We start from the raw sequence: 13,130 nt of genomic DNA on the forward strand, positions 1-13,130 counted from the left end.
AACGCTTAGATTACTTGTAACGATCAACCATTTTCTCTAAAGAAATTGGGCGAATCTTACTCGCATTACCCGCTGTACCAAATGCTTCGTAACGAGCAACACAGATCTCTTTCATTGCTTCAACAGTTTCACCGAAGAATTTACGCGGATCAAACTCGCTTGGTTTCTCAGCCATCATACGACGCATTGCGCCTGTAGAAGCCAAACGCAAATCGGTATCAATATTAATCTTACGCACACCATGCTTGATCGCCTCAACAAGCTGATCGACAGGTACACCATAAGTCTCTTTAATATCACCACCATATTGGTTAATCACAGCCAACCACTCTTGTGGTACAGAGCTTGAACCATGCATAACAAGATGTGTATTTGGTAACGCGGCATGAATTTCTTTAATACGGTCAATGGCCAAGATATCGCCCGTAGGTGGACGAGTAAACTTATACGCACCATGCGAGGTACCCACTGCAATTGCCAAGGCATCGACATTGGTATCTGCAACGAATTGAGTTGCTTCTTCTACAGAAGTTAACAACTGAGAATGGTCAAGCACACCTTCTGCACCAACACCATCTTCTTCGCCAGCCATACCAGTTTCAAGGCTACCTAGGCAACCAATCTCACCTTCAACCGACACACCACAAGCATGCGCCATTGCCACAACACGACGAGTTACATCTACATTGTAATCGTATGTTGTTGGTGTTTTACCATCTGCACCCAATGAGCCATCCATCATCACCGAGCTAAAGCCCAATTGAATAGAACGTTGGCAAACATCTGGACTTGTACCATGATCTTGATGCATTACCACCGGAATATGTGGCCACTCTTCAATCGCAGCTAAAATAAGATGACGTAAGAAAGGTGCACCCGCATATTTACGTGCACCCGCCGAAGCTTGCACGATCACAGGTGAGTTTGTTGCATCCGCAGCGAGCATGATTGCACGCATTTGTTCTAAGTTGTTTACGTTAAATGCTGGTACGCCGTAGTTATGTTCTGCAGCGTGATCCAAGAGCTGGCGCATTGAGATTAGAGCCATAATATCCTCCCAGGTAATGCGCCATATTCTACATGCTGATGTATTTCAATTCAGCAACTAATCACAGGAATTATAAAAAAATCTTCAGTCTTTTGTGTAATTTGAGTAGCAAACCTTATGAAATAAGCAAAAAGACCAAATCATGTGATGATTTGGTCTTTTCAAAGAAGATCTTATCGTCTTAATCAAATACCTTATAAGACTTAGCAATAACCTTCTAAACGCGTTAATGGTAATTTTTTACCAATCGCTTTTTCAATCTCAGGTAAATAGAATGCATCATCTTCAGACAGGAAACTGATACTGACACCTTGCGCTCCCGCACGACCCGTACGGCCAATACGATGTACATAATCATCTGATTGCTCAGGTAAGGTGAAATTGATCACGTGCGAAACCCCATCGACATGGATACCACGACCTGCAACATCGGTTGCAATCATAATATTATTCTTACCTTGCTTGAACTGATCGAGCATTTTCAGGCGTTTATCTTGTGCAATTTCACCAGATAACATCCCGACCTTATAACCATCACGCTTTAAATGATCATATAAACGACGAACCTGATCACGGCGATTCGCAAAAATCATCACCTTATCAATTGGCTCTTCACGAAGAATCTCTTGTAACAGCTTATATTTATCCTGCTTCGCAACCACATAAACACGTTGTTCAACATCGTTATTTGTTTTTTGTTCAGGTTCAATTTCTACCGTTACAGGCTCAAATAACCATTGACGTGCAAGATTCAAAACATCATAGCTAAATGTTGCAGAGAACATTAACGTTTGACGCTGCTCTTTGAATGGCGAATAACGGACAATTCGTTTTACCGATGGAATAAAGCCCATATCGAGTAAGCGATCAGCCTCATCAATCACCAGAAATTCAATTTTGTCTAACCAAACTTCTTTTTGTTCAACAAAATCGATCAAACGCCCTGGCGTTGCCACGATAATATCAACGAAGTTTCGATCCAACATTTTCTTTTGTTTTTCAAAATCCACACCACCCAACAGCGTTACGAGGTGCAAATTTGAAAATTTCGTTAATGCTTGTGCATCACTTTCAATCTGTAATGCTAACTCACGTGTTGGCGCTAGAATTAACGCACGTGGTTCACCACGGAAACGTTGTTCTTTCACTGGATTATTAAGTAGATCATTGATCACACTAATCAAAAAGGCCGCAGTTTTACCTGTACCTGTTTGCGCTCGACCAATGGCATCATGCCCTGCCAATGTATATTTTAAAACCTTTTGTTGAATTGGGGTCATTTGTGTAAAACCCAAAGCATCAATCGCTTTCTTCAACTGCGGATGTAAATTTAAGGTTTCAAAACCAGACGTCATATATGCTCTCGAACCATCAGTGATCAAAAGAAAGTGGCTATTATAAACAAAAACGCCCCAAATTACATTGGAGCGTTTTTATATTGCGTATAAGGCAACAAATTAGTCTAAAGGCTGAACGTTTTCAGCTTGGAAACCTTTTTGTCCTTGAACTACGCTGAATTCTACGCGTTGGCCGTCACGTAAAGAACGGTGACCTTCACCAACAATTGCACGGAAATGAACGAATACGTCATCACCGCCATTACGTTGAATAAAACCAAAGCCTTTAGTGTCGTTAAACCACTTTACTACGCCTTGTTCACGAGCTGTCATAAGTCAATCCTCAGATTTTGAAAGATAAGGACCTTCCGGTGTTGCAAACAGCAGAGCCAACAAGGTTTTAAAATATTTATAATTTTAAAGCTTGTAATCATTCTGTAAAACTATCAACAATTTCCGGTTACATCCATTTGTTATTAGGGTTTATTACAATAATATTGCATTAAACTCTTCCTAAAACGCATCGAGCTTATCACGGGTTTATGACAATTAATAGAATTATTTTTAGTTATTTCCCTAGTTTCTATCTGTTTTTTTCACTAATTTAGCTATTTTTTTAATGAAATTTTTCTCTCAAAAATTACGCAAAAATTTGTTAATATAATTTTGAATGAAACAATTTAAATGCATATGACTGATACCCCCAATTCTCCTGAAATAATTGATGCACTCGGACAGCCTTGCCCTATGCCATTACTCATGTTGAAACGCGCGTTAAAGAAAACTGAAGGTTCAAAACAATATTTACTGAAATCTTCTGATCCACACAGCGAAATTGATGTAACACGATATTGCAAAATCCAACAACTTCAATGCCAGACACAGAAAATTTCAGATCATGAATTTCACTATTTAATTGAATCTATGTAATTCTTTGCTAAACTCTTGGTTAAAGATAAAATTGCTTAATTTACATTTCTATACTCAAATTTCCTTAGTGATGAAGAACATTCGCATTAAGATGAAATTGTTGACTCAAATATCATCCTATAAGGAGACTCCATGACTACTGACAGCAGCAATCAATTGATGCCCCTGTCATTGTCTGCGCCAGGTGTAAACCTTGGTGCATATATCAGTACTGTCAATCAAATTCCAATCTTAACGGCCGAGCAGGAAAAAGAACTTGCTGAGCGTTATTATTATGACCAAGACCTTGATGCTGCCAAACTATTGGTAATGTCACACCTACGCTTTGTCGTACATATTGCACGTAGTTATGCAGGTTATGGATTACCACAAGGTGATCTTATTCAAGAAGGTAACCTCGGATTAATGAAAGCGGTAAAACGCTTCGATCCGAATATGGGTGTTCGCTTAGTTTCTTTTGCTGTGCACTGGATTAAAGCCGAAATACATGAATATGTGATTCGTAACTGGCGTATTGTCAAAATCGCAACGACCAAGGCACAACGTAAATTATTCTTTAACTTACGTAGCCTTAAAAAATCAAGCAAACGACTCACTTTGGAAGAAGCGAAATCAATTGCCAATGATTTGAACGTCACACCAGAGCAAGTGCTCGAAATGGAAGGTCGTTTAACCGCTTATGATGCTGCTTTTGAAGCACAAGGTGATGATGATGACGATACACCACATACTGCTCCTGCACTTTATCTAGAAGATAATCGTTACGACCCTGCGCGCCTGATTGAAGAAGAAGATTATGAAGAGCAAAGTACCTCTGCCTTACACGAGGCAATGGAACAGCTTGATGATCGCTCTCGTAATATCTTACAACGCCGCTGGTTAGATGATGATAAATCGACTTTGCATGAACTGGCTGCTGAATATAACGTTTCCGCAGAACGAATTCGCCAGCTTGAAAAAAATGCAATGGAGAAAATCAAGACTGCAATGTCTGCGAGCTAGAACCAATACAAACACAAGGGCTTTAATGCCCTTTTGTTTTATCTGGCTTTGTTTAAGCCCTCGAATATGTTAACTTTGTTCATCAAATTTCCAGTTCCATTATCATTATGTGGATAGCTATCTCGGCGCTTAACCTTGCGCTTGCAGTTATGTTGGGTGCTTTTGGTGCTCATGGACTCAAATCTTTTGCAACCCCAGAGCAGCTCGCTTGGTGGGGTACAGCAACCCAATACTTCTTTTATCACGCGATTGGTTTGCTTATCTTGGGTGTCCTGCATAAAACCACAGTAACCTTCCCAATAAAAATTCCTTTTATTTTGATCCAAATTGGTATCATCTTTTTCTGCGGTTCGTTGTACATTATGGCGCTCGGCCTGCCTCGAATCTTAGGTGCAATTACCCCAATTGGCGGTGCATTTATGATTGCGGGCTGGTTGCTACTCGCATGGCAAGCAATCAAGCATGCGAAATAAGGATTGATCATGCACATCTATTTAAATGGCGAGTCAACAGACACGTCTTGTGAAAACCTACAGCAATTGATTCAAAGCTTAGCGCTTGAAGGCAAACGCTTCGCTGTAGAAAAGAACCAACAGATTATTCCGAAAAGTAGACTTGAGCAAACCGCAATTGCTCCTGAAGATCGTATTGAAATTATTCAAGCTGTTGGTGGCGGCTAATTGGCTAAAAATGGAGTAAGCCCATGCAAGATTCCCCTTTAATTATTGGTTCTCGTACTTTCCAATCTCGTTTATTGGTTGGGACAGGTAAATATAAAGACCTCAATGAAACTGATTTAGCCATTCAAGCCAGTGGTGCCGAAATTGTGACCGTGGCAATTCGTCGTGTAAATATCGGACAGCATGCTGATCAACCGAACTTGCTTTCAGTAATTCCACCAGAGAAATACACGATTCTGCCGAATACCGCAGGCTGCTTTGATGCGGATAGTGCAATTCGTACCTGTATGCTGGCACGTGAACTGCTTGATGGTCACAATCTAGTGAAGCTAGAAGTGCTCGGTGATGAAAAAACCTTATATCCGAATGTAACTGCAACGCTTAAAGCAGCGCAAACCTTGATTGATGATGGTTTTGAGATCATGGTTTATACCTCAGATGACCCAATTGTTGCGCAAGAACTTGAGAGCATGGGTTGCGTTGCGATCATGCCCTTGGGCAGTTTGATTGGTTCTGGTCTCGGTATTCTGAATCCACATACCATTTCAATCATCAAAGAAAATGCCAAAGTTCCGGTCTTAGTTGATGCTGGTGTTGGTACTGCCAGTGATGCGGCGATTGCAATGGAATTGGGTTGCGACGGCGTACTCATGAACACAGCAATTGCTGCTGCGCAAAATCCAATTTTGATGGCTTCTGCCATGAAAAAAGCAGTTGAAGCAGGTCGTGAAGCGTTTTTAGCGGGTCGTATGCCGCGTAAGCGTATGGCGAATGCAAGCTCACCAGAAACTGGTTATTTCTTTAAGTAATTTGTTTAACGAAGGGATAAATTCTATTCCTTCGTTACTTTTCTTTTATAAACTACGCAATTATGATGAAGATGTGTTCAGCTTAACTCTAGTAAAATTAACACATTAGCTAAACCTTATTGTTAAAAAAATATCAAATTCTTTCTTATTTTACAATGCTGATATCTAAGAGTATAAAATGAAGTTGAATGTAAAAAAAATTCTAACTTTTTTAGTGTTAGCAATTTGCTTAGCATATTTTTCAACTTATATGACAAATAAAGATTACAAGAAAAATGAGAGGAATATTGCTCAAATATTCCAACACGATACAGAATTACATGAAAAATATGGAACGATAGAAAATTATAAACTAAGAAAATCTGGCTGGTATTCTGGAGATAGCCAAGACCATATACCATATTATTACTATCATTTCTATATAAAAGGAAATCGGAAAGATGGGGTGATTGAGTTAAAAATTTATGAAAACCAAGAAAAATACGCAATAAATTATATTCAATAAACTCTCAGATTAGATATATCTTTAGCTTTAATTATTTATTCAAAAATCCTTATTAAATAGAGATCTAATCTCAAACAACCTTCCTCAAATTCCCTTTCGCCCTTTGCTCAAAACGCTGCTGGAAAGATTCCGTTTGATACAGCGGCTCCGTCTGATAAAAATGCGCTAGAACTTCTTTTCTTTTAATCGAATAGACATCTGGATCAACCCAAGCATATTCCTGCTGAATCTGCTGCTCATATTGCGCAAAACGGTCTGGTGCAGCCGCTAGAATCGCCAAATCAATATCCAGTAAAAACTGTAAATCCAACTCATCTGTCGATGCATGCTTTTGCGTAGCAACAATCCACCGCTTTATCTTTTCAACAATATCGTTTGGTAAGTCTTGAGCCAGATACTGTTCAAATAGCTCAGCACTTTTAAGTTCATTGTCTTTGGCTTGTGGGTCATAAACTGCATCATGGAACCAGAGCGCCAAGACAACTGCATGTGCATCATTTAAATCAGCTCGAATCGAGTCAACTAGAACTAGACATTCATATAAATGCTGAAGCGTATGATAAGCGCGCTGCTTTTCACTATAGGCAACAATCAATTTGTTAAAAACCTTCTGCGGCTCAGCAAAATGATAATGCTGATGCAGCTCAAACCATGATTTTTCTAATACGGTTAAATATTGCTGCATTGCCCATCCTCACTGGATTTCTTTATTCAGCCACTTTGCTAAAGATTCCGCATCTTTGCGCTCAAGAAAAAGCTGATATAAGGTACAGGAACCAAACTCATGTTTCAGTTCCTGTTGGCGCATAGGATGATTACCAAATCGAAATCGTCGAGTACCATCCCGATCTAAAGGCAATGCATATACCCCATAACTCCGAGGTTCTGTCAGGTGGCCTTTAATCAGGACTTGATCAGACGATATTGCGTGTTTTAACAAATGCTCTTTGGTTAACATCCCACCCTGCCCAAGGCAAATCTAAGCTGCGTGTTGCTCATCTCGCTTAAAGACCAATTCTTTATCCGATGAACTTTCAGCATCAAAGTAATACCCTTCACTATCAAATGCTTTTAATTGTTCTGCTTGGCTTAATTTATTTTCAATCAAGTATCTTGCCATCAATCCACGCGCTTTTTTCGCATAGAAACTAATGACTTTATATTTTCCGTTCTTCTGATCCAAGAATACAGGCTTAATAATTTCTGCCTGAATTTTCTTTTCATTTACAGATTTATAATATTCGTCAGAAGCCAAATTTACCAATACTTTCGCATCAATTTCAGCTAAATCTTGGTTAATTTGATCGGTGATAATGCTGCCCCAGAATTCATATAGGTTATGACCACGCTTATTTTTTAGTTTAGTCCCCATTTCCAAACGGTACGGCATCATCAAATCCAACGGACGCAATAAACCATAAAGACCAGACAACATACGCAAATGCTGTTGGGCAAAATCAATCTCTTGGTCTTTTAAGTGATAAGCATCTAAACCGGTATATACATCGCCTTTAAATGCAAACAAGGCTTGGCGTGCATTGGAAAAATCAAAATCAGCGTTCCAGTCACGAAAACGCTCTACATTTAAATTGGCGATTTTCTCGCTTACTGTCATCAAGGATGCGATTTCAGTCGCCGAAAGTTTACGGCATACATCAATCAACTGTTGAGATTGCGCCAATAAACGTGGTTGTGTATGTGTATCTGTAGGAAGTGCTGTGGTGTAATCAAGTGTTTTGGCTGGAGAAATTAAAGCAAGCATAATCAATCAAAAATAAATTTATCTTGGTGAAACTATAACAGTTGATAATTTTTAATGCCAATTCGTGTTCTCGTTCAGTTTTATCGGTAAAATAGTGGATTCTTCCATTATCCATTGCGTATCTTATGTCTGAGCAATTATTCATCCAAGGTCCTGTTGGTCAAATTGAAATGTTTGTTGATCAACCCCAAGGTGAAATCACAGGTTTTGCTGTTGTCTGCCATCCACATCCCTTACAAGGTGGTACACCGCATCATAAAGTCCCTGTTTTATTGGCTCAGATTTTTAATGAAATGGGCTGTATTGTGTATCGTCCAAGTTTTCGTGGTTTAGCTGGCAGTGAAGGCACACATGACCAAGGCCATGGCGAGACTGATGACATCATGGTTGTGATTGAATATGCCCGTGAAAAGCATGCAGGTTTAACCTTCTACGCAGGTGGTTTTAGCTTTGGTTCACATGTACTGGCAAAATGCCAAGCCCAACTCAGCAATGAGTTACGTCCTAAACAGTTAGTGTTATGTGGTTTACCTACCGGCTCAGTTGTTGATTTACGTCATTACAAAACCCCTGCAATTGACGGCGACATTCTATTTGTTCACGGTGAACAGGATGATATTACCTTGCTCTCAGATATGATCGCTTGGGCAAAACCACAAAAACATCCGATCACGATTTTGCCAGGCGCCAATCATTTCTTCACAGGGTATCTAAAACAGTTGCGTCAAGTTATTACTCGTTTTTTAAAACTGTAGGCTTAACAACAAATTACTAAGAAAAATATACTTTTTTTGAATCCAATGTCTGTTATATCAATATAGATGTACAGACATTCGGGTTCTTTAATAATGAAATTAAATAAAAAACAGGGACTTTTTTTAAAGCAAACCATTGAACAATGGCAACAACAAGGCACGATTACGCCTGATGTAGCCAATGAGTTAAATCAGAGTTTTTCAATTCGGCCGTTTGACTGGGAACGGCTGGCAAAATATTCATTCTGGATTTCAATAATTTGTGCCGTGATTGCAATTGCTGCAATTACCGCTGATCAGTTCTTGATGGAATTGATTGAAAAAATCTTTATCAATTCCAAAATCATTCCCTGTTTGATTTTTGCTGTGGTTGCAGCAGCCTTTTATGGCTTTGCATATCATCGACGTAAAACCAAACCCTTACATCAATTTAGTAATGAGGCGATTATTTTTGCAGGCGTGCTCTCTACCGCAGCGTCTGTCGCCTATTTTGGCCAAGCGATTGATACTGGTAGTGGGCATTTTTCTTTATTATTCCTGCTCTCCACCATCATTTATGCAGCACTTGCCTTCTGGTTCCCTTCTAAACTGATCTGGGTGTTTTCGCTGCTATCACTCGGCTCATGGTTTGGGACGGAAACAGGCTATATGTCTGGCTGGGGTGCCTATTATTTAGGCATGAACTTCCCTTTACGCTTTGTATTTTTTGGCGGTGTATTGATCGGCTTAAGCCTACTGTTTAAACGCTATGCGCATTTTAGAGACTTTGCACATTCGACTTATGTTATGGGCCTGCTGTATCTATTTATTGCCTTATGGATTCTCTCAATCTTTGGCAATTATGGAGACTTGAATAGTTGGTATAGCGTTAAACAATATGAGCTGTTGCATTGGGGTGTGTTATTTGCCTTTATTGCCATCATCGCAATTGTTTATGGTTTAAAACACGATGATGCTACCTCACGTGGTTTTGGTATCACCTTTTTATTCATTAACCTCTACACCAAATATTTTGAGTTCTTCTGGAATGGCATGCATAAAGCCATTTTCTTTATTCTGCTGGCAGCATCTTTCTGGTGGCTTGGTCGGCATGCCGAAAAGCTCTGGAATTTAGAATTTCTACCCAACCAATCCCAAATCAAGAAAGATCATCCGATTGAATGATTATTGAAAATCGCCCCAACTCAAGCCAAACCGAGCCAAATACTTTTTGACTCGGTCACTATCATTGGTGGTATTACGTTGTTGGCGTGAAGCTGCAAACAATTGACGTCCAGCATCCGCCATTGACTTGGCATTTTCACAGACTTGCAGCACCCCACGCAGTTGAATCTGATCAAACTCATCGATCTCGCTCAACTGCGCTTGATCTAAATACTTGAGTAGAACATCCCTTTCCTTAAATTCACTTTGTGTGGTTTGAATCGACCACAACTGCTTTAAACGCTGAATCTCTTTTTCGACTGTTTCTGAACGGATCAGCTCACCACTGGATAATGTCGCTAACCGCGTCACACTGGCAGTTAAATCACGAAAATTGCCTTGCCACGATGCTTCTTTAGACTTGGCAAATTTCAAATACACATCGAGTGCATCACGCTGAAAACGTAGTTGTCGTTGATGATTTGCCGCAAAGCGTTGTAACTCAAATTCAATATTTGGGACAATATCTTCAATGCGATCTTTGAGATTAGGTAAAAAGAAAGTCCATGTATTCAATCGTGCCCATAAGTCTTCACGGAAACGGCCTGCCTGCACTTCAGCTCTTAGATCCCGATTGGTTCCTGCAATCAGTTGAAAATCTGCCTGAACCTCTTTGTCACTTCCGACAGGAAAAAAGGATTTATCCTCGAGTGCTTTGAGCAACATTGCTTGTTCATCCAGTCCAAGTTCACCAATCTCATCCAAAAACAAAATACCCTGATCGGCACTTTTTAATAAACCTGTCCGCGAAGCCGCTGCACCTGTAAATGCACCTTTGATATGCCCAAACAAACTCGACATGGCGCTGTCACCACGTAAGGTCGCGCAGTTCACATCAATAAAGCGGCCACTCAAATGAAACTTGTCCTTTTTTAATTGAAATATTTGTTTGGCTAAATGTGATTTACCTACCCCTGTTGCCCCCATAATCAGGATCGGGGCACTGGAGCGTGTTGCCACCAGCTCAACCTCGGTGATCAGTTGATTAAATTCGGGGTTATAGGTTGAAATATTGGCTTTTAGTTGCTGCCAGTTTTGTTGCTGCTCATCTTCAAAACGTTGCTTAAGAACATCATATCGAGATAAATCCAGATCTATGATGCGATATTCACCTTCTGGTGTTTTTTGTTGATTGGGTGCGCTTTGAATCAGCTTGGCAGGTAAATAATTGGCATCAACCAGAAGATACCAGCAGATCTGGGCAACGTGTGTGCCTGTCGTGATATGCAAAAGATAGTTGTTTTTTTCAGTATCAAAGGGATAGGTTTTTACAAAGTCATACAGCGCACCATAGACCTCGGCAAAATCCCAAGGATCACGAATACTCACTCGATGCCCGGACACGTTAGTCGATGGTGACATATCCCGAGCATCTTCAGCAATAAATTTGACTAAATTATGATGTTGTCGATCATGCAATAGCACCAGCTCATCCACAATCAGATCTTCATGCATCAAAAGACTCAAGGTCGGACGCCAACGTTGCCAACGATTAGGATGCTTTCCTTGATCTAAGGTAGACCCCACAAAGCCAATAACGACAGTTTTCTTTGCATTCGGCATAATTTCTATAATATTTTATATATGTCTATCATATACAATACGCAATTCAATGAAAAATTCCAACAATATGCTTCATTTTACTTTTTTAGGCACATCTTCTGGTGTACCCACACTTACACGCAACGTTTCTGGTTTAGCCATCCGCAACAGCAAGAATAAAGACTGGATTCTGGTAGATGCTGGTGAAGGTACACAGCACCGCATTCAACAAGCCAAGCTTTCATTACAAAACTTAATTGCGATCTGCATTACCCATGTTCATGGCGATCATTGTTATGGATTGGTCGGCTTATTGGCCAGCGCAGGGATGAATGCTCGTACAGCACCGTTAACCATTATCGCTCCCAAAGAAATTCAACAATGGATTGAAGTCACAGCACAGCTGACCGATCTACATTTGCCCTACTCACTTAACTTTATTGATGTGAATGAAGCCACTCAAATACAACAAATAACAGATGAACTTTCGATTCAAGCCCATCCACTCATTCATCGTGTACCCAGTTTTGCCTTTAGCATTATTGCGCGATACACCCAAAAGAAATTAGACACACAGGCTTTAGTTCAACTCAGCGTACCCAAGGGCAAAGCTTGGGGAGATTTACAACAAGGTCTGGACATCCAATTTAATGGACAAACTTTAAAAGCAGTCGATTTTACTCAGTTACAAATACAAAACGCACATGCCATTATCGGCGGCGACAACGATCAGCCCGAGTTACTCGCACAAGCATGCCAAGATGCTCAACTTTTGATTCACGAAAGCACCTACACACAAGCCGCTTTAGATAAAGTCGGTTCAGGCCCAATGCATAGTTCAGCAAAGATGGTTGCTGAATTTGCTCAGCAACAAGGTCTAAGCAATCTAATCCTGACGCACTTTAGTCCAAGACATCAAGATAATGCTGGACAGCAAGCCATTGCAGAGGAAGTGCAAGTTTTCTATCAAGGAAACTTCTATTTAGCCCATGATTTTGATCAATTTAGCTTAGATGAGACAGGTCAACTTTCAAAAATTAATCAATCATTATAATTCTCGTGCGATGTAATCTATCTACAAAATTTTCGGATAGATCACATGGCATTTTAGTAATTATTCAAATCAATAAACCAATCTAATTCTTCTTAGAATCAACTTAATTATTTATGGCACATCAGGAGATAAAAAATCAAATATTCTTCGTAAGAGACGAAATGGTAAAATAATGACCAAATAAACAGCCTCAACAAACATATCTATTAAATCAAACCAGTACCAAGCATCATTTCTACGCTCACGATTCTCTCGCTTTGGTTTCACCCAGTAGGCAAATAAAAAACAAACGATACTTAGCGCGAAAAATATAAGATCAAAATTTCCCCCTAGGAACTGAACAAGGCAAAACACCCCAGCTGCAAATAAAAGAATTGTGATTAAATAACGAAAAATATCCATTCGACTTAGCAATTTATTTGTATTTTGTTATGTTTATAGCATGTCCTTATGCAAAGACATACTTGAATTTCCATAAACAAACCGCTACCCGTCTGAAAAAT

The 13,130-nt window shown here is 39.8% G+C and carries 17 protein-coding genes; 9 read left to right on the top strand and 8 right to left on the bottom strand.

Going from position 1 to position 13,130, the window contains the following annotated elements; translation table 11 throughout:
• Positions 1 to 10: 10 nt before the first annotated feature.
• The 3 genes from fba to F895_RS07955 form a co-directional block, all read right to left on the bottom strand.
• Positions 11 to 1,048, bottom strand: a complete 1,038-nt coding sequence (fba, locus tag F895_RS07965) for a class II fructose-bisphosphate aldolase (RefSeq protein ID WP_005241903.1) — start codon at positions 1,046 to 1,048, stop codon at positions 11 to 13.
• Positions 1,049 to 1,251: 203 nt separating this feature from the next.
• Positions 1,252 to 2,403, bottom strand: coding sequence for an ATP-dependent RNA helicase RhlB (rhlB, locus tag F895_RS07960; protein WP_005241904.1), 1,152 nt, complete (start codon positions 2,401 to 2,403; stop codon positions 1,252 to 1,254).
• Positions 2,404 to 2,505: 102 nt separating this feature from the next.
• Entirely contained in the window at positions 2,506 to 2,718 is a 213-nt protein-coding gene (locus F895_RS07955; protein WP_004911569.1) for a cold-shock protein, read from the bottom strand.
• A gap of 357 nt (positions 2,719 to 3,075) precedes the next feature.
• Between F895_RS07955 and F895_RS07950 the strand changes: the two genes are divergently transcribed.
• The 6 genes from F895_RS07950 (at position 3,076) to F895_RS07925 (ending at position 6,311) form a co-directional block, all read left to right on the top strand.
• Complete coding sequence (locus tag F895_RS07950; RefSeq protein ID WP_026040228.1) at positions 3,076 to 3,315, top strand: sulfurtransferase TusA family protein; 240 nt, start codon at positions 3,076 to 3,078, stop codon at positions 3,313 to 3,315.
• Positions 3,316 to 3,447: 132 nt separating this feature from the next.
• A complete protein-coding gene (gene rpoH, locus F895_RS07945; protein ID WP_005241906.1) occupies positions 3,448 to 4,317 on the top strand; it encodes an RNA polymerase sigma factor RpoH in 870 nt (289 codons plus the stop codon).
• Between the two features lie 107 nt (positions 4,318 to 4,424).
• Complete coding sequence (locus F895_RS07940) at positions 4,425 to 4,790, top strand: DUF423 domain-containing protein (RefSeq protein ID WP_005241907.1); 366 nt, start codon at positions 4,425 to 4,427, stop codon at positions 4,788 to 4,790.
• Between the two features lie 9 nt (positions 4,791 to 4,799).
• The gene (gene thiS, locus F895_RS07935; RefSeq protein WP_005241908.1) at positions 4,800 to 4,997 is read left to right on the top strand and encodes a sulfur carrier protein ThiS; all 198 of its coding nucleotides are present in this window, start codon (positions 4,800 to 4,802) and stop codon (positions 4,995 to 4,997) included.
• A 23-nt stretch (positions 4,998 to 5,020) separates the two neighbouring features.
• On the top strand, positions 5,021 to 5,806 hold the full coding sequence (locus F895_RS07930) for a thiazole synthase (protein WP_004639328.1): 786 nt from the start codon (positions 5,021 to 5,023) through the stop codon (positions 5,804 to 5,806).
• A gap of 178 nt (positions 5,807 to 5,984) precedes the next feature.
• Positions 5,985 to 6,311: a hypothetical protein gene (locus F895_RS07925; RefSeq protein WP_005241909.1), complete on the top strand. Its 327-nt coding sequence runs from the start codon at positions 5,985 to 5,987 to the stop codon at positions 6,309 to 6,311.
• A gap of 70 nt (positions 6,312 to 6,381) precedes the next feature.
• On the opposite strand, the gene F895_RS07920 is transcribed toward F895_RS07925, so the two are convergent.
• The 3 genes from F895_RS07920 to yaaA are packed head-to-tail and all read right to left on the bottom strand — an operon-like array spanning position 6,382 to position 8,073.
• The gene (locus tag F895_RS07920; RefSeq protein ID WP_005241910.1) at positions 6,382 to 6,996 is read right to left on the bottom strand and encodes an HD domain-containing protein; all 615 of its coding nucleotides are present in this window, start codon (positions 6,994 to 6,996) and stop codon (positions 6,382 to 6,384) included.
• A 9-nt stretch (positions 6,997 to 7,005) separates the two neighbouring features.
• Complete coding sequence (locus F895_RS07915) at positions 7,006 to 7,269, bottom strand: hypothetical protein (RefSeq protein ID WP_005241911.1); 264 nt, start codon at positions 7,267 to 7,269, stop codon at positions 7,006 to 7,008.
• A gap of 21 nt (positions 7,270 to 7,290) precedes the next feature.
• Positions 7,291 to 8,073 carry a peroxide stress protein YaaA gene (gene yaaA / locus F895_RS07910; protein ID WP_005241912.1) on the bottom strand — a complete coding sequence of 261 codons (783 nt, stop codon included), beginning with the start codon at positions 8,071 to 8,073 and terminating at the stop codon, positions 7,291 to 7,293.
• A gap of 125 nt (positions 8,074 to 8,198) precedes the next feature.
• Here yaaA and F895_RS07905 point away from each other — a divergent pair, with 125 nt between their 5' ends.
• On the top strand, positions 8,199 to 8,828 hold the full coding sequence (locus F895_RS07905) for an alpha/beta hydrolase (protein ID WP_005241913.1): 630 nt from the start codon (positions 8,199 to 8,201) through the stop codon (positions 8,826 to 8,828).
• A 93-nt stretch (positions 8,829 to 8,921) separates the two neighbouring features.
• Positions 8,922 to 9,992, top strand: a complete 1,071-nt coding sequence (locus tag F895_RS07900; RefSeq protein ID WP_005241914.1) for a DUF2157 domain-containing protein — start codon at positions 8,922 to 8,924, stop codon at positions 9,990 to 9,992.
• Here F895_RS07900 and rtcR read toward each other — a convergent pair whose 3' ends face one another.
• On the bottom strand, positions 9,993 to 11,594 hold the full coding sequence (gene rtcR / locus F895_RS07895) for an RNA repair transcriptional activator RtcR (RefSeq protein ID WP_005241915.1): 1,602 nt from the start codon (positions 11,592 to 11,594) through the stop codon (positions 9,993 to 9,995).
• 67 nt (positions 11,595 to 11,661) lie between these two features.
• On the opposite strand from rtcR, the gene F895_RS07890 reads away from it, so the two are divergent.
• The gene (locus tag F895_RS07890; RefSeq protein ID WP_010590242.1) at positions 11,662 to 12,627 is read left to right on the top strand and encodes a ribonuclease Z; all 966 of its coding nucleotides are present in this window, start codon (positions 11,662 to 11,664) and stop codon (positions 12,625 to 12,627) included.
• A 111-nt stretch (positions 12,628 to 12,738) separates the two neighbouring features.
• Here F895_RS07890 and F895_RS07885 read toward each other — a convergent pair whose 3' ends face one another.
• Entirely contained in the window at positions 12,739 to 13,029 is a 291-nt protein-coding gene (locus F895_RS07885; protein WP_005241917.1) for a hypothetical protein, read from the bottom strand.
• Positions 13,030 to 13,130: the final 101 nt, after the last annotated feature.

Source organism: Acinetobacter sp. CIP 64.2 (assembly GCF_000369645.1).
Lineage (GTDB): Bacteria > Pseudomonadota > Gammaproteobacteria > Pseudomonadales > Moraxellaceae > Acinetobacter.

Excerpts from the sequence above, each read along its gene's own strand:
- rpoH (WP_005241906.1), top strand. The coding sequence starts at position 3,448 with ATGACTACTGACAGCAGCAATCAATTGATGCCCCTGTCATTGTCTGCG.
- F895_RS07885 (WP_005241917.1), bottom strand. The coding sequence starts at position 13,029 with ATGGATATTTTTCGTTATTTAATCACAATTCTTTTATTTGCAGCTGGG.
- thiS (WP_005241908.1), top strand. The coding sequence starts at position 4,800 with ATGCACATCTATTTAAATGGCGAGTCAACAGACACGTCTTGTGAAAAC.
- F895_RS07950 (WP_026040228.1), top strand. The coding sequence starts at position 3,076 with ATGACTGATACCCCCAATTCTCCTGAAATAATTGATGCACTCGGACAG.
- F895_RS07930 (WP_004639328.1), top strand. The coding sequence starts at position 5,021 with ATGCAAGATTCCCCTTTAATTATTGGTTCTCGTACTTTCCAATCTCGT.
- F895_RS07915 (WP_005241911.1), bottom strand. The coding sequence starts at position 7,269 with ATGTTAACCAAAGAGCATTTGTTAAAACACGCAATATCGTCTGATCAA.
- F895_RS07900 (WP_005241914.1), top strand. The coding sequence starts at position 8,922 with ATGAAATTAAATAAAAAACAGGGACTTTTTTTAAAGCAAACCATTGAA.
- F895_RS07955 (WP_004911569.1), bottom strand. The coding sequence starts at position 2,718 with ATGACAGCTCGTGAACAAGGCGTAGTAAAGTGGTTTAACGACACTAAA.
- F895_RS07940 (WP_005241907.1), top strand. The coding sequence starts at position 4,425 with ATGTGGATAGCTATCTCGGCGCTTAACCTTGCGCTTGCAGTTATGTTG.
- F895_RS07890 (WP_010590242.1), top strand. The coding sequence starts at position 11,662 with ATGCTTCATTTTACTTTTTTAGGCACATCTTCTGGTGTACCCACACTT.
- fba (WP_005241903.1), bottom strand. The coding sequence starts at position 1,048 with ATGGCTCTAATCTCAATGCGCCAGCTCTTGGATCACGCTGCAGAACAT.
- F895_RS07925 (WP_005241909.1), top strand. The coding sequence starts at position 5,985 with ATGAAGTTGAATGTAAAAAAAATTCTAACTTTTTTAGTGTTAGCAATT.
- rtcR (WP_005241915.1), bottom strand. The coding sequence starts at position 11,594 with ATGCCGAATGCAAAGAAAACTGTCGTTATTGGCTTTGTGGGGTCTACC.
- yaaA (WP_005241912.1), bottom strand. The coding sequence starts at position 8,073 with ATGCTTGCTTTAATTTCTCCAGCCAAAACACTTGATTACACCACAGCA.
- F895_RS07905 (WP_005241913.1), top strand. The coding sequence starts at position 8,199 with ATGTCTGAGCAATTATTCATCCAAGGTCCTGTTGGTCAAATTGAAATG.
- F895_RS07920 (WP_005241910.1), bottom strand. The coding sequence starts at position 6,996 with ATGCAGCAATATTTAACCGTATTAGAAAAATCATGGTTTGAGCTGCAT.
- rhlB (WP_005241904.1), bottom strand. The coding sequence starts at position 2,403 with ATGACGTCTGGTTTTGAAACCTTAAATTTACATCCGCAGTTGAAGAAA.